General features: G+C 68.6%; 19 protein-coding genes and 1 pseudogene. 6 read left to right on the top strand and 14 right to left on the bottom strand.

The genetic code is table 11. From position 1 onward, the window contains the following. Window positions 1-33: 33 nt before the first annotated feature. Window positions 34-1017 (top strand): EamA family transporter, encoded by a 984-nt coding sequence (locus EV140_RS04430; protein ID WP_130281469.1) that lies wholly within the window; start codon window positions 34-36, stop codon window positions 1015-1017. Here the strand turns inward: EV140_RS04430 and EV140_RS04425 are convergent. The 6 genes from EV140_RS04425 to EV140_RS04400 form a co-directional block, all read right to left on the bottom strand. After that, window positions 919-1578: a DUF2461 domain-containing protein gene (locus EV140_RS04425; RefSeq protein ID WP_130281467.1), complete on the bottom strand. Its 660-nt coding sequence runs from the start codon at window positions 1576-1578 to the stop codon at window positions 919-921. The two genes, EV140_RS04430 and EV140_RS04425, sit on opposite strands and share 99 nt — an antisense overlap. 91 nt (window positions 1579-1669) lie before the next feature. Beyond that, on the bottom strand, window positions 1670-2215 hold the full coding sequence (locus tag EV140_RS04420) for a hypothetical protein (RefSeq protein ID WP_130281465.1): 546 nt from the start codon (window positions 2213-2215) through the stop codon (window positions 1670-1672). A gap of 52 nt (window positions 2216-2267) precedes the next feature. Further along, window positions 2268-2696 (bottom strand): DUF1761 domain-containing protein, encoded by a 429-nt coding sequence (locus tag EV140_RS04415; RefSeq protein ID WP_130281463.1) that lies wholly within the window; start codon window positions 2694-2696, stop codon window positions 2268-2270. 552 nt (window positions 2697-3248) lie between these two features. Next, window positions 3249-4073, bottom strand: coding sequence for a heliorhodopsin HeR (gene heR / locus EV140_RS04410; RefSeq protein ID WP_130281461.1), 825 nt, complete (start codon window positions 4071-4073; stop codon window positions 3249-3251). 75 nt (window positions 4074-4148) lie between these two features. Next, a complete protein-coding gene (locus EV140_RS04405; RefSeq protein WP_157985602.1) occupies window positions 4149-4682 on the bottom strand; it encodes a GNAT family N-acetyltransferase in 534 nt (177 codons plus the stop codon). Then, a complete protein-coding gene (locus EV140_RS04400) occupies window positions 4649-5125 on the bottom strand; it encodes a luciferase domain-containing protein (protein WP_241971288.1) in 477 nt (158 codons plus the stop codon). Before EV140_RS04400 ends, EV140_RS04405 begins: the two co-directional genes overlap by 34 nt. Window positions 5126-5140: 15 nt before the next feature. Between EV140_RS04400 and EV140_RS04395 the strand changes: the two genes are divergently transcribed. Together EV140_RS04395 and EV140_RS13210 are read left to right on the top strand one after the other, a co-directional pair. Then, window positions 5141-5794 (top strand): alpha/beta hydrolase, encoded by a 654-nt coding sequence (locus EV140_RS04395; protein WP_338418535.1) that lies wholly within the window; start codon window positions 5141-5143, stop codon window positions 5792-5794. After that, complete coding sequence (locus EV140_RS13210; RefSeq protein WP_157985601.1) at window positions 5766-5927, top strand: hypothetical protein; 162 nt, start codon at window positions 5766-5768, stop codon at window positions 5925-5927. Before EV140_RS04395 ends, EV140_RS13210 begins: the two co-directional genes overlap by 29 nt. Here EV140_RS13210 and EV140_RS04390 read toward each other — a convergent pair. Then, entirely contained in the window at window positions 5924-6226 is a 303-nt protein-coding gene (locus EV140_RS04390) for a DUF4190 domain-containing protein (protein ID WP_130281455.1), read from the bottom strand. The two genes, EV140_RS13210 and EV140_RS04390, sit on opposite strands and share 4 nt — an antisense overlap. A 73-nt stretch (window positions 6227-6299) precedes the next feature. Here EV140_RS04390 and EV140_RS04385 point away from each other — a divergent pair, with 73 nt between their 5' ends. Then, complete coding sequence (locus tag EV140_RS04385) at window positions 6300-6875, top strand: 1-acyl-sn-glycerol-3-phosphate acyltransferase (RefSeq protein ID WP_130281453.1); 576 nt, start codon at window positions 6300-6302, stop codon at window positions 6873-6875. 5 nt (window positions 6876-6880) lie between these two features. On the opposite strand, the gene EV140_RS13470 is transcribed toward EV140_RS04385, so the two are convergent. From EV140_RS13470 to ychF, 6 genes and pseudogenes are all read right to left on the bottom strand, one after another. Beyond that, window positions 6881-7117 (bottom strand): hypothetical protein, encoded by a 237-nt coding sequence (locus tag EV140_RS13470; RefSeq protein WP_241971287.1) that lies wholly within the window; start codon window positions 7115-7117, stop codon window positions 6881-6883. A gap of 253 nt (window positions 7118-7370) precedes the next feature. Further along, window positions 7371-7439, bottom strand: a pseudogene (locus EV140_RS13610) (hypothetical protein); the annotation flags it as partial. A 21-nt stretch (window positions 7440-7460) separates the two neighbouring features. Then, the gene (locus EV140_RS13300) at window positions 7461-7694 is read right to left on the bottom strand and encodes a virulence RhuM family protein (protein WP_198674345.1); all 234 of its coding nucleotides are present in this window, start codon (window positions 7692-7694) and stop codon (window positions 7461-7463) included. 98 nt (window positions 7695-7792) lie between these two features. Next, window positions 7793-8704, bottom strand: coding sequence for a GNAT family N-acetyltransferase (locus EV140_RS13465; RefSeq protein ID WP_241971286.1), 912 nt, complete (start codon window positions 8702-8704; stop codon window positions 7793-7795). An 11-nt stretch (window positions 8705-8715) separates the two neighbouring features. Continuing rightward, window positions 8716-8991 (bottom strand): hypothetical protein, encoded by a 276-nt coding sequence (locus EV140_RS04365; RefSeq protein ID WP_130281451.1) that lies wholly within the window; start codon window positions 8989-8991, stop codon window positions 8716-8718. A 101-nt stretch (window positions 8992-9092) separates the two neighbouring features. Then, on the bottom strand, window positions 9093-10166 hold the full coding sequence (ychF, locus tag EV140_RS04360) for a redox-regulated ATPase YchF (RefSeq protein WP_130281449.1): 1074 nt from the start codon (window positions 10164-10166) through the stop codon (window positions 9093-9095). A gap of 55 nt (window positions 10167-10221) precedes the next feature. Between ychF and EV140_RS04355 the strand changes: the two genes are divergently transcribed. After that, a complete protein-coding gene (locus EV140_RS04355) occupies window positions 10222-12063 on the top strand; it encodes a gamma-glutamyltransferase family protein (RefSeq protein ID WP_130281447.1) in 1842 nt (613 codons plus the stop codon). Between the two features lie 66 nt (window positions 12064-12129). Beyond that, complete coding sequence (locus EV140_RS04350) at window positions 12130-13095, top strand: quinone oxidoreductase family protein (protein ID WP_130281445.1); 966 nt, start codon at window positions 12130-12132, stop codon at window positions 13093-13095. A 72-nt stretch (window positions 13096-13167) separates the two neighbouring features. Here the strand turns inward: EV140_RS04350 and EV140_RS04345 are convergent, their stop codons facing one another. Beyond that, the gene (locus EV140_RS04345; protein ID WP_130281443.1) at window positions 13168-13749 is read right to left on the bottom strand and encodes a DUF2087 domain-containing protein; all 582 of its coding nucleotides are present in this window, start codon (window positions 13747-13749) and stop codon (window positions 13168-13170) included. Window positions 13750-13794 lie beyond the last annotated feature (45 nt).

The raw sequence follows: 13794 nt of genomic DNA, 5'->3' as shown, positions 1-13794 counted from the left end.
ATATTACCTTCCCTGGAAGATATTAACTCTTCCATGGAAAATATTTGGCGCTGGATGCTCGTCACCGCGATCGCGCCCGTCGCGTGGGGCTCAACCTACGTCGTCACCTCGACGTGGCTGCCCGCCGACGCGCCGCTCTGGGGCGCCGTCTGGCGGGCGCTGCCGGCAGGCCTGCTCCTGCTGCTCATCGTGCGCGTACTGCCCCGCGGCGTGTGGTGGTGGCGCTCGCTCGTGCTCGGCGTGCTCAACATCGGCGCGTTCTTCGTGCTCATCTACGTCGCCGCCCAGCTGCTGCCGTCGTCCATCGCGTCGATGATCATGGCCATGGCACCGATTGCGATGATGCTCGTCGCGTGGGGCGTGATTCGCGAAAAGCCGCAACTGTTCTCGCTCGTGGGCGCCGGCCTCGGCTTCGCGGGCGTGGTGGCGCTGCTCGCCACCGGGTCGGGCACCGTCGACGTTGGAGGGGTGCTCGCGTCGCTCGCCGCCATGCTCATGTCGTCGGTCGGGTTCATCTTCACGAAGCGCTGGAGTAGCAGCGCTCCCCTGCTGCCGATGACCGCCTGGCAGCTGACCATGGGAGCCGTGGCGATCATCCCGGTTGCTCTGATCGTCGAGGGCGCGCCGCGGCCCGTCACGGCGAGCGAGGTGGGGGCGTTCGCCTACCTGTCGCTCGTGGCGACGCTCGCCGCCTACGTCGGCTGGAACCTCGGGCTGCGGAAGCTGCCCGCCGGGGCCGTGGGGCTCATCGGACTGCTGAACCCCGTCACCGGGGTGCTTCTCGGTGTCGCGCTCGCCGGCGAGACGCTCACGGCGCTGCAGCTGGGCGGCATCGGGCTCGTGTTCGCGGGAATCCTGATCGGGCAGGCGCCCGTGCGCGCAGCCGTGGTGTCGGGCCTGCGCCGCGCCCGTCGCACGCTACCGCGCCGTCGCCGGGTCGACCGCGGGGCCGATGTTCTCGAGCAGCCACGCGTTCCACGTCGAGACGAGACGCCACGCCTGAAGGATGCGGCCTAGCGCGTCGTCGCCGAACATCCAGTCGTCGATCGGGTGCGGCTGGGAAATCGCGAGATTTGTTAGGCGCAGCAGCTCGATCTTGGGGTGGTCGCGCGGGTAGCCGCGGGGCGCGGTCGCGAGGGCGCCGTCGGTCATGATCGTGAAGCCGTTCTCCTCAAGCTCTTCGAGGGTGGCCTCGAGGTCGCCGACGAGGCGGTTGTCGTCGACGAGGGCGCGGAAGCGGCGCAGCTGGTCGCGACTCGGCTGGTAGACGCCGCCGGCGAGCATCAACCCGTGCTCGTTCAGCTGGCCGTAGTGGGCGGTGCCGTCGGCGGGCGTGGTGACGAAACCGATGTGGTCTTTGATGGGTCGCTTGTCGGCGCTGAAGCGTACGTCGCGATGCGGCCGGAAGATTTTGACCGGACCGAACTCGGCACCAAGTACATCAGCGAGCACCTCGACGGGGCCGCGCACCGTCTGGGCGTAGCGTGCCCTGTTCTGCTGCCACCACTCACGGGTGTTGTTCTCGGACAGCTCGGCGTAGAACCGGGGCGCGTCGGGGTCGAAGCCGGTGAAGGTCATTGCGTAACCACCCCCCGCGCGCGTGCGCGATTCAAGGAAGGCGGTCGCCGCGCCTCGGCGTGTTGGCTGCGACACTCCACAGTAGCCCCGCTCATGTCCTTGAATCCTGTTGGTCGAGGGCGGCGTCGGCGGGTCGCAAGGCCAGCTCGGTGCGCTCAGCGAGATACACAGGCAGCGGCATGAGGGCGCTGTCGGGGGCCGACGGCATCCAGCGAATGAGGATGCGGCCGTCGCGCACGACGACCGGCCCCGGGGCGGTGACCGTCGGTGCCTCCTTCTGGCTGGGCTCACTGACGGGCACAGCGTCAAGCAGCACGGTCTCACCGTCGGGAAAGCCGACGTCGACGAGCTGCTCTTTCAGCGCGCGGCGCTCTCGCGCTGACTCAGCCTGGTGGCCGGGCAGCACCTGCCGGGTGGCGCGCACGATCTGACCGACCGCGTACAGACGGCCCGCGGTGTCGACGGCGACGACGCCGAGGCGCCAGCCGACCCCGGCCCGCCGGTAGGTCTGCCGGCGCGGGATGATCCCCAGCGACTTGCGGGGGCCGATCGTCGTGCCGAAGTGATCGTGGGGGTGTGCGGCGGCGGTGAGCCGTGCGATCGCGTCGGTGACGGTCGCGCGGTCGTCAGCGTGCATCCATTCGGCCGGGTCGGCGGAGGCGGCGGGCGGCGGCGTCGCGCCGGGCAGGTTAGCCGAACAGGCCGATGATCAGCCCGGCGAGGGTGTAGTTGAGTACGTCGCTGCCGACTTCGATCAGCCACACGCGGAAGCCCTGCTGGCCGAAGAGGCGGTGCGAGAGGGAACCGGCCGCGGTGAATACGACGCCGAGTGTGAGGCCGATGAGGAGGCCGCCAAGCGGGCCGACGGGGCCGAACGCGAGGGTTGCGACGCCGATCGCGAGCGCAATGCCGATGACCTGCACGGATGCGGCAACGGCGGTTACGCCGAAGATCACCGCCATGTTGGCACCCGAGTTGCCCATGTCGTCGGGGTCTTTGCCGAGCGTGCGCCACCAGACGGGGAAGAAGGTTTTCGGGCCGAACCAGAGTGCTCCGGCAATGAAGACAACGACGAAGGCGATGCCGACGGCGAGCCAGTTGATCGGGATGAGCTCCATGAGCGCGAGCGTAGACCCGGGGTGGCGGGGGCTGGGGCGAGACGGCGGGGCAAAGTGGGGACTCGCGCGAGAGGGTGTGGAGGGCGCGGCCGGGCGATTCGCTGCGGCTCGAGTACCGCCGCGCGGCTCACACCACGCGTTCGGTGCAATACCGGCCGAACGAACGCGCGGTGCTGCCCCGAATCACCGGTATGGGGCGCCGGTTGGGGCGACGCGCTGGGCACGGTGCGCGCGTTCAGCGTGTGTGCCCTGACGGCAGGTGCCGCCGGAAGCACATACGCGCGACGCGGCCCTCAGACCGAGAGCCGAGGCACGCCGGCTAGTGGTTGCCGAAGCTGCTGAAGGTCGTCAACGCCGAGATGAACAGTCCAAGCCACACGATGAAGAACTGCGCGATGAACGCGGTGATGAGCGCCACGATCGCCCGCACATTTGATTCGTGGGGGTGAACCCGCTGCGCTCGCGGGCGCAGTGTGGGGGCTGTCGTTGACAGGGTGGCCACTCGTCATCGCGCCAGTCTGCCACCCCGGCGCGCTGCCACCCTGTTTCGGGCTACCCCTCCGTCAGCACCGGGATGATCGCACCCGAGAACACCTGCCACGCGAGCGCCGTCTTCGCCACGAGGCTGAGCGTGATGTAGGCGCGCTCGCCGACGAGGTAGTCCGCCCAGCGCCCCACCCGCTTGTACTGCAGCCACTGGTTCACGGCGAACGTGTTGAAGAACGCGAACAGCGAGATCACGATGCCGACGACGAAGGCGGGGGTTTCGACCTCCGACTCGCTGCCGATGCGCAGGAAGTAAATGACGACAACAATCCACGGAACAATGCCGACCATTGACCCGAAAATGAAGGGCAGCATCCCGCCCGAACCGGGCTGCTCGTACTTCTCCTGCAGCGCGCCGAACAGGATCATCGCGGCGTTTGCACTGAACAGGGCGATCAGGGCGCCGATGTCGGTCACGCCGTTGATGGCCAAGATCAGCCAGATCATGATCGACGAGCTGAGCGAGTACTCGACCCAGCGGAAGTAGTTGCGGTTCTGCATGAGCCCGGCCTTGTATCGGCCGTAGAACATGGGCGACGAGATGAGGAAGTGGAAGAAGGCGCTCAGCGCGAGGAAGGCGACAACGCCGATGCCGACGTTGACGTCGAACAGCTCCACGCGCTCGGGAGGGATCGGGAAGCCGGGAGGCCCGGCCAGGTAATCGGCCGTCACGGCGAAGGTCACCTGCGTGCTCAGCATGGTCAGGACGACGGCGAAACCGATGGCCTGCACGAGGTGCAGGCTGCCCGCCACCACGTTGTAGATGCGCAGGCGGGCAATCTTCTGGTCGTCGGTACGGTCTGCTGTCGTCGATCGGGATGCACGTGCCACGGCGGAACTCCCTTGTTCGGTGGGTGCCGCGAACGCTAGCAGTTGGGGTCGCGAAAGTGATCGCCATTCGCTCGGTCAGAGCGCGCGGCTCATCACCACGCTGTCGTACGTCTTGCCCGGCCAGTGGATGGTCTCGCCGTCCCTGAAGCCCCAGCGTTCGTAGAGCGCGCGGAGGTGGGCCGCTGGCGCGGCGGTATCGAGGGCGAGAATCTGCGCATCCTGGTGTTTCGCGTGTGAGGCAACCGTCTCGAATAGGCGGCGCGCGAGGCCCTGGCCGCGGTGGCTGGGGTGCACCGCCAGCTGGTTCAGCCACGCGACGCGCGGTTCGCGGGCGAGCGCCGCGAGTCGCCGGATGTGCTCTCCGGGCGGGATGCTTTCGGTCGCCGTCGCGATCAACTCGCCGTCGCGCTCGATCACCCACGATTCTCCGGCGGAGAGACGCAGCCGAGTGGTCGCCTCGGACTGGTCGACCGCCGTGAAGTTGAGCCCGACAACACCGTGCTCGGCGTACGCGGCGTGGACGAGGCGCGTCACGGCGGGGATGTCAGCCTCGACGGCGGGTCGGACCGTGTCGGTCACGATGCGGAACCGGCTGGCGCTGTCGCCCACGCGATCGACTCGCGCACGATGTCGACGACGACGGCCAGCTCGCGCTCGTCGCGCGGGCCGTAGACGAGAAACTCGGTGCCCCAGTCTTCGTACTGGTGCGGTTCGGCCCACCCGCGGTCGACGAGCTCAGTGCCTCGCGCAGGGTCGAGCACGAGGTGGAGCGAGGTGTCGTCGACGCCGTGGAGATGCACCGGCTCGAAGCGCGCGTCTGCCGGCGCGAGCGACCGCCGAGGCTCGATCGGCACGCCGACCTTCGCAAGGTGTACCGCGCGACTCGATGCGGGCGACACCGCGCTGTGGCCCTCGACGACGCCGGGCAGGGCGAAAACGGCGGCGACGAGTTCGCCCCACAGCGCGGGTGATGCCTGTCGGTCGAGCTGTCGCTGAGGCCCATCGGTCGAGACTCGAGGGCGGTCACCGTCGCGGGCGAGGGTTACTGTCATGTGGTCGAATCTAGAATGCGAGTTTTTGTTCACGGCTCAGGACGCACAGGCCGAGCCGCGTGGCCGATGCTCGATGCCGACTCGGGCACGTTTCTCGACATCGACCCGCTCCGCCCCGTCGAGGAGCAGACCGCACTGTTCGCCGAAGCGTTATCCCGCACACCCGACGCCACGGTGGTAGCGCACTCGTGGGGCGGCACGCTCGTCGGCATCGCAATGGCGCACGACGTTGCGCGGCCAACGGCCCTCGTTCTCGTCGAGCCAGCAATGTTCGACCTGGCCCGCACGAACGAGAGCGTCAGCCACCATATCGACGTGATGACGGATGCGCGGACTCTGGCCGACGCGGGCGATCTGCGCGGCTTCTGGAACCTTGTGAAGCCGATGATGTTCGGCGCGCAGGCGACCGATGATGACTGGAAGGAAGACGAACCACACGCAGCGCGCTTTGCCCAGCTGACCCTTCCGTGGGGTTTCGATCTCGACGAGGCCCTGCCCGGGCTGCCACCGACGCTCGTCATCACGGGAGCCTGGTGGGATGGTTACGAAGCGATCGCGCAGTCGCTTGTGGGGCGCGGCGCGCAGCACATCCAACTTCAGGGGGCGGGCCATCGGCCGCAAGACCTCCCGGGCTTCTCCCGTGTCCTCAACGACTGGAAAGCACGGTGAGCCAGGCGCGACGATCGACGAGGAGATCTGGGACCGCGAGTATGGCCGCAGGCTCAGCATCCCGGTTCCCGGGATCGGGCGGGTGATGCTGTACGAACCGAGCTACGCCCCCGCGTGGGAGGCGACTCCCTAGAACGTCGTCGCGCTGAAGAAGGCGCTCAGGATCGACAGCATCCAGCCAACCCAAGCCAGCACCATCATCACGATAAGCCCGGTGAAGACAGCGCTCAAGATGATGGCCGCCAGCGCGAGCCCGGCCCCCTGCTCGCCCGTACGCGCGATCTGATGCTGGGCGATGATGCCGAACACGAGGCCCACTGGGGGAACGACGAAGGAACAAATGAGCGCCACGATGGCGAACGAGTTTGTTGGCGCTACGGGCTGGGCAGTCGGCGAGTAGCCGGCGTACTGCGGCTGTTCGGGAGTCGTCACGCGTTCAGTCTCTCAGCGCGCGGCGCCGGCGGCCGCGGCCACTCACAGCGCCGCAGCGATTTACGCTTAGTCAATGCGTCTTCGCCGCCTCGTCGCCCGCACTTTCTGGGCCGTCAGCCGCTGGAAACTCGTCACCGAGCCGGCGCCCACGCGCCCAACGATCCTGCTCGGCGCTCCGCACACGTCGAACTGGGACTTCGTGTTCATGCTCGCCATCACGTGGAAGCTCGACATGCACATCCGCTGGCTGGGCAAGAAAAGCCTTTTTCGAGGATGGCGCGGGCCGATCATGACGCGTTTGGGCGGCATCCCCGTCGATCGGGATGCTCCCGGTCGCGTCGTCGAGGAGGTGGTCGCCCGTATCCGCTCCGGCGAAGTGTTCGGCTTGGTCGTCACACCGGACGGAACGCGCAAGGGTCACTCGCACTGGAAGTCCGGCTTCTACCGGATTGCGCGGGAGACCGGGCTGCCGGTGACACTCGGCTACGTGGACCGCACGACGATGACGATCGGGCTCGGGCCGACGCTCGAGCTCGCGGGTGACATACCGGCCGACATGGACCGCATTCGGGAGTTCTATGCGGACAAGGCGGGGGCGGTGCCGGCGAACCGGGTCGAACCGCGGCTGCGAGAAGAGCTCGGGGCGTAGCGGGGCTATTCGCCTTCACCGGAGAGCATGCTGGCGATCAGGGCGATCATCAGTTCTTTCTCCTTCGGGTCGCTCATTGCGACCATCAGTGTGATCGCCGCGAGCGCGTTGTTTGAAACGCGCGATTCGCCGTTGGCGTCGATCAGCATCCCGTTGCGTTGCAGGAAGTGGACGAACAGAGCTGCCGCACTGCGCGTCACCGCGCTCGCCGCCGAAAAGGGTGTCGGCCGGAAACTCTTCACCGACCTGGTCGATGAGCGCGCGAGTTTCGTCGTAGGTCAGTTGCCACGTTGGTGCTGAGCCTGCAGAGGTGGGGATGTCACCCTCGTCGTAGGCGCGGAGAGAGCGGAGGCTCGGCAGGTAGCGGTCGACGCCCTCAGCGACGCCGGCAACCAACTCATCCGTTGAGCGCGAGAGCACCCGAACGATAGAACTGAGTTCCTCGAGTCGCCGCTCGTTTCGTACGACACCATCGATGACGTACTGGCGGAGCACGGTCGTCGCCCATCGTCGGAAGTGAATGCCCTCCGACGACTTCACCCGGTAGCCGACGGAGAGAACCATGTCGAGGTTGTAGTGCTCGACCTAATAGGTCTTCCCGTCGACGGCAGTTGTCGCAAATTTTGCGACAACTGGAACGCCGTCAAGTTCTTCGTTCTGCGCATTGGCCACGTGCTTGCCGATCGTCTTCACGTCTCGGCCAAACAGCGTGGCCAGTTGCGCCCTGGTCAGCCACACGTTGTCTCCGTCGGCCCTGACGGCAAGCTCGACTTGGCCCGTCGCAGATCGATAAAGCTCAATTCCCGGAGTTGTAGACACGGATCACCCAACTGTTGGAGGAAGCCGCTCCGGCACAGCGGTCGCGCAATCGCGCTGACGCCACGCTATCGACAACCACCGACAATCCCCGCTCACCGCTACGCGAGATGCTTGATCAGGATCTCATCCGTCTCGGTCGCTTCGCGCTCGACTCCGTCAGCGTCCTTATAGCGGTAGGTGGTCGTCTCGTGTCGCCCCATCGGGATGAACCCACGCCGGAGGTACAGGCGTCGCGCATTCGGGTTGTCCAGACCGACGCCCACGGACAGCGCTCCCCAGTCGATGCTCACGTGCTCTGCGGCGTCGAGCAGAGCCGTCCCGATTCCGAGGCCCCTGTGCGCCGGATCGACATGAAGATTGCGGAGTTCCGGAGGGGCGGTGAACACAACCTCCCCCGAACCGACAGGTTCTGAACCGAGCCAGGCGACCAGAAGCACACCCGCACCATCCTGCTGACGCGCGAACTGACGGGAGGCGATGTCTGCGCCAGGCACCTCGCGTTCTATCAGAAGCGGAAGCTCAGCGGCCGCACACTGGCGCACCTCGATCTGACGGTCACCGCCACAGTCAAGCGCGCCGAGCTTCGCCCCGAAACCAGCGCACAGAACGTGCGCCTGCTCGAGGGGGATCCACCAGCACGTCCACGACCGACGCGGTCCACCGTCACCCGGGTGTTCCTCTCCTGCGGTCCATTGCTCGGGCACCACCTCGCTTGCCGGCTCGAGGAGAAAGAAGTGCCGCTCGTGAAGCTCTGCCTTTGACGGCCACACGTCGTACTGCTCGACGCCGAGATCCCCGACGACTCGAGTCTCGAGGCCCGTCTCCTCCCTCACCTCGCGAACAACGGCGTCGGCAGGATCCTCCCCCGGCTCGATCGTGCCCGCAGGGACTTGCGCCCCGGCGAACTCGGTTGGCACATCGTCATGCGTGAAGACGAGGAGTTTGTCGTGGTGCACCACGTAGGCGACGACTTTCGGCACTCGTCGTCGCGATGTGGTGGGTGTGGTCACGGCATCACACACTAGAGCGGGAAGCCGATGGTGAACCCTCCGGCGAACAGCACCGCGCCCAGGCCGGCAACGGCCAAGCCGATCAACACGACATACAGCGCAAGGCGGACCCACCAGGCCCAGCCCCGCTCAACCCACGCGGTGAGGATGAGTCCGGCCGCGGGCAGCATCATGAGCCCGCCGAATAGCAGTGCCGGTGCGACCCGAGCATCGGGTTCGGGACAGGGTCGGGCGAGTGCGCACACCCCCGGGACGGTCTGAGCGAGCAACATGAGAGCCCATGTCACGACCACAACCATGATCGTGGGCATGATTCGCGGGGCAAGACGCGCACGTTCTACTGTCTGAGGGTCCATCAGGAAAGACTGACAGAAGGCAATTGACTCGTCTACACGTTGAAGCGAAACTCGACCACGTCGCCGTCCTGCATGACGTAGTCCTTGCCCTCCATGCGGGCCTTGCCCTTGGCGCGGGCCTCGGCGACCGAGCCGCACTCGACGAGGTCGTCGAACGAGATGACCTCCGCCTTGATGAAGCCCTTCTCGAAGTCGGTGTGGATCACGCCGGCGGCCTGCGGAGCCTTCCAGCCCTTGCCGATCGTCCAGGCGCGCGACTCCTTCGGCCCAGCTGTGAGGTACGTCTGCAGGCCGAGCGTGTCGAAGCCGATGCGGGCGAGCTGATTCAGACCGCTCTCTGTCTGGCCGGTCGAAGCAAGCAGCTCGGCCGCGTCCTCCGGGTCGAGGCCGATGAGCTCGCTTTCGATCTTCGCGTCGAGGAAGACGGCTTTGGCGGGGGCGACCAGCGCGGCCAACTCCTCCACGCGGGCGCTGTCGCCGAGCACGCCCTCGTCGACGTTGAACACGTAGATGAAGGGCTTCGCCGAGAGCAGGCCGAGCTCGCGCAGCGGCGAGGCGTCGAAGCCGGCCGCCGACAGGGTCGTACCGGCTTCGAGAAGCGCCTTGGCGGCGAGCGCCGCATCCAGCACTGATGGGTCCAGCTTGCGACCGCGCACCTCCTTCTCGTAGCGGGTGATCGCCTTCTCGAGGGTTTGCAGGTCGGCGAGCATGAGCTCGGTGTTGATGATCTCCATGTCGCTGGCCGGGTCGACCTTGCCCGCGACGTGCACGACGTCGTTGTCAGTAAAGGCGCGCACGACCTGCGCGATCGCGTCCGACTCGCGAATGTTCGCGAGGAACTGGTTGCCGAGGCCCTCGCCCTCGCTCGCGCCCTTCACGATGCCGGCGATGTCGACGAACGACACCGTCGCGGGCAGGATGCGCTCGCTCGAGAAGATGCCGGCGAGCACCTGCAGGCGCGCGTCGGGCAGCTCGACCACACCGACGTTCGGCTCGATCGTCGCGAACGGGTAGTTCGCCGCGAGCACGTCGTTCTGGGTCAGGGCGTTGAACAGGGTGGACTTGCCGACGTTGGGCAGTCCGACGATTCCGATGGTGAGGGCCACGGGGGGCAAGCCTACCTTCGGGTGAGTGCCTGGATGCGCGGGTTACGGTGGCAGGATGCACGCGTTCACGCCGCCCTCCCCCGACCGCACCCGCCCTGAACTGCGCGGCACTTTCGGCATGGCCGCGAGCACGCACTACCTGGCGACGGCCGCCGCGAACTCGGTGCTCGAGCGCGGGGGCAACGCCGCCGACGCCGCCGTCGCAGCCGCGTTCGTGCTGCACGTCGTCGAGCCGCACCTGAACGGGCCGGGCGGCGACCTCACCGCACTCATCGCGCCGGCCGACGAACAGCCCTACGTGCTCGCCGGGCAGGGCGCCGCGCCAGCCGCCGCCACGATCGCGCACTATCGCGAGCTCGGACTCGAAGAAGTGCCGGGCGCGGGCCCGCTCGCCGCGACCGCGCCGGGCTCCGTCGTCGCCTGGCTGCACCTGCTCGCCACCCGCGGCACGTGGGAGGTGCGCGACGTGCTCGCCTTCGCCCGCGACCTCGCCCGCGACGGCCACCCCGTGCACGAGAACGTCACCCGCGTGATCGAGCGGGTCGCTCCCCTCTTCACCGAGCACTGGCCGACGTCGGCCGCGCAGTGGCTCGTCGACGGGGCGGCGCCCGAGCCGCAGTCGCGCGTGACGAACGCCGCCTACGCGGCGCTTTTGAACGGGATGATCGCGGCAGGCGAGCAGTCCGGGTCGCGCGAGCAGCGCATCCAGGCAGCCATCGACCACTGGGCCCGCACGGTCGGCGAGGCCGTCGAGGAGTTCGTGGCGACGCCGGCGCGGCACGCGGACGGTGGCGACTACGCCGGGGTGCTCACGGCGGCGGACGTCGCGACTTTTGTGCCGGCCGAGGAGGAACCGGTGTGGCTCGCATTTCGCGGGTACGAGGTCGTGAAGGCTGGTGTGTGGACACAGGGGCCCGCGCTGCTCATGACGCTCGCGATGCTGGATGCTGTGGCCGAGGCCGACGGGGACGACCGGCGGTTGGACCCGGGCACTGCTCTCGGAATTCATACGATCACCGAGGCGCTGAAGTTGGCGCTTGCCGACCGCGACGCGTGGTTCGGCGACCCTGCCGGGCTGGGGTCGCGCGGGCTATCGGCGCCGCTCGATGAACTGCTGAGCCCGGGTTACGCACGGGAGAGGGCGGCGCTGATCGGTGATACGGCGTCGACCGAGGTGCGTCCGGGTCGCGCGGGCGGGCGCGAGCCGTGGATGCCGCCGGTGCGTGTGGCGGAGGTCGCCTCAGATGGGTCGGCGGGCGCGCTGGCCGCGTCGGGCGAGCCGACGATCGACCGCGGCACGGGCGCGCAGCGCGGCGACACCTGCCATCTCGACGTCGTCGACCGCTCGGGTTTCATGATCTCGGCGACGCCGTCGGGCGGCTGGCTGCAGTCGTCGCCGACGATCCCCGCGCTCGGATTCTGCCTCGGCACGCGCCTGCAGATGACGTGGCTCGACGAGGCGTCGCCGTCGGCGCTGACGCCCGGGGTGCGGCCGCGATCGACGCTGTCACCTTCCTTGCTGGTCAAGGACGGTCGCGTGGTCGAGGCGCTCGGCACGCCGGGCGGGGACCAGCAGGACCAGTGGCAGCTGCTCTACCTGCTGCGCCGCATCGTGGGCGGCTTCGAGCCGCAGCAGGCGATCGACGCCTCCGTGTTCCACACAGATGCGATGTTCGCCTCGTTCGCGCCGCGCACCGTGCAGCCGGCATCGCTCACGATCGAGTCGCGGGCGGGTGAGGAGGTCATCGCCGAGCTGCGGGCCCGGGGCCACGACGTGAACGTGGTCGGGCCGTGGATGCTCGGACGCCTCAGTGCCGTCGGTGTCGACCCGGAACGCGGGTGGTTGTACGCGGCGGCGAACTCGCGCGGGGCGCAGGGGTACGCGGCCGGGCGGTAGGGAGTCGCGGACGAGAGGGATAGCGATCAGCGGGCGCTTCGCGGCCGACGCGGGGAGAATGGGGCCATGTGCGCAATCGTGATGAGATCTGCCGGCGGCCCCGAGGTTCTGCGGCTCGACGAGGTGCCGACGCCCTCCCCTGGGCCAGGCGAGGTGCTGGTACGCACCCACGCCGCGGGCCTCAACTTCATCGAGATCTACCAGCGCAGCGGCGCCTACGCTGTGCCGCTGCCGTTCACCCCTGGGTCGGAGGGCTCGGGCATCGTCGAGGCCATCGGCGAGGGCGTCGAGGCACTGCGCGTCGGCGACCGCGTCTGCACGACCGAGGCGTCGAGCGGCACCTACGCCGAATACTTCACGGTGCCGGCCGAGGCGGCGGTCATCGTGCCCGACGGCATTGACCTCGACGTGGCGGCCGCCCTCCCCCTGCAGGGAATCACCGCCCACTACCTGGCGACGGCGGCCGCCCACCCGAAGTCTGGCCAGACGGTGCTCGTGCACGCGGGCGCCGGCGGGGTGGGCCTGCTGCTCACACAGGTGCTCGTCGCGCGCGCCGTGCGGGTGATCACGACGACGTCGAGCGCCGACAAGGCTGAGCTGAGCCGGGCCGCCGGTGCCTGGCAGAGCATCGACTACGACGGTTTCGGCGAGCAGGTGCGGGCGCTCACCGACGGCGAGGGTGTGCCGGTCGTCTACGACGGGGTGGGCCGCGCGACCTTCGACGAGTCGCTGGCGAGCCTCGCCGTGCGCGGAAAGCTGGTGCTGTTCGGCGCCGCGAGCGGCCCGGTGCCGCCGTTCGACCTGCAGCGCCTCAACACCGGAGGGTCGCTCAGCCTGACGCGCCCATCGCTGCCCCACTTCCTCCGGACCCCGGCCGAACGCTCGAGTCGCTACCGCGAGCTCTTCACGATGATCGAGGCGGGCACGCTGGATGTGCGCATCGGGGCGCGGTTCCCCCTCGCCGAGGCGGGCGCCGCACAGTCGGCCCTCGCCGGCCGCGGCACCACCGGCAAGGTGCTGCTCGAGCCGTAGGTCGGGCGGCAGTGCGGCAGTCTGGGCGTGCAGCGCGGGTTTGTTCTGGCGCATCGCGCCCACACTGACGCTTCACACCCGCGCTGACGCTTCACACCCGCACTCACGCTCGCGCCGCGGTCTCACGCGTCGACGCGGGCCTCCCCCCACCACCCGCGCATACTCCGACCCGTCGGCGCGGCGCTCGAGCAGCTCGTGGTTGACCAGGTAGCGGCGCAGCACCGCCACGTCGTCGCTGAACGCGGCGAGCCGCTCGTTGATGGCAGGCTCGTCGAGTACCTCGTCGGGGCGGATGGCGCGGCGGGCGACCTCCGTGAGCAGCTCGCGCCGCGCATCCGGGTTCGCCGGATACTGCGCGATGCGCCCGTCGACGAGGAATCGGTCGACGCCCTCGCGGGCCGCGACCCGGTTCGCGGCGAGGATGCGCGGGGCCAGGCTCTCGTCGAACCGTCCGGTCGACGGGTCAACGAGCCCCGCCGCGTGGAGCGTCTCGACGACGCGTTCGCGCTTGGTGGCGGGGACGGGCGCGACCGCCTCGTCGAGGGTCGCGCCAAGCATGAGTCGCGCGGCCGCCTCCCGCGAGTGGGGGCGGGCGAGGGCGGCGAGGAGCGGGCGCCAGGCGCTGGGGTTGGCGGTGGGGTCGATGGGCGGCATGACGATCATGATGTCGTGCGGGTTTGCGCAGTTCGTGCACGTGTC

The sequence above is a fragment of the Microcella alkaliphila genome, from assembly GCF_004216855.1.
Lineage (GTDB): Bacteria > Actinomycetota > Actinomycetes > Actinomycetales > Microbacteriaceae > Microcella > Microcella alkaliphila.
Note: the sequence above shows the minus strand (reverse complement) of the source record. Positions and strands in the feature narration are given on the sequence as shown.

Bases quoted from the DNA above. Each gene is read 5' to 3' on its own strand.
- EV140_RS04420 (WP_130281465.1), bottom strand. From the start codon at position 2,215: ATGCACGCTGACGACCGCGCGACCGTCACCGACGCGATCGCACGGCTC.
- EV140_RS04345 (WP_130281443.1), bottom strand. From the start codon at position 13,749: ATGCCGCCCATCGACCCCACCGCCAACCCCAGCGCCTGGCGCCCGCTC.
- EV140_RS04425 (WP_130281467.1), bottom strand. From the start codon at position 1,578: ATGACCTTCACCGGCTTCGACCCCGACGCGCCCCGGTTCTACGCCGAG.
- EV140_RS04350 (WP_130281445.1), top strand. From the start codon at position 12,130: ATGTGCGCAATCGTGATGAGATCTGCCGGCGGCCCCGAGGTTCTGCGG.
- EV140_RS04430 (WP_130281469.1), top strand. From the start codon at position 34: ATGGAAAATATTTGGCGCTGGATGCTCGTCACCGCGATCGCGCCCGTC.
- EV140_RS04415 (WP_130281463.1), bottom strand. From the start codon at position 2,696: ATGGAGCTCATCCCGATCAACTGGCTCGCCGTCGGCATCGCCTTCGTC.
- EV140_RS04395 (WP_338418535.1), top strand. From the start codon at position 5,141: ATGCGAGTTTTTGTTCACGGCTCAGGACGCACAGGCCGAGCCGCGTGG.
- EV140_RS04355 (WP_130281447.1), top strand. From the start codon at position 10,222: ATGCACGCGTTCACGCCGCCCTCCCCCGACCGCACCCGCCCTGAACTG.
- EV140_RS04400 (WP_241971288.1), bottom strand. From the start codon at position 5,125: ATGACAGTAACCCTCGCCCGCGACGGTGACCGCCCTCGAGTCTCGACC.
- EV140_RS04385 (WP_130281453.1), top strand. From the start codon at position 6,300: ATGCGTCTTCGCCGCCTCGTCGCCCGCACTTTCTGGGCCGTCAGCCGC.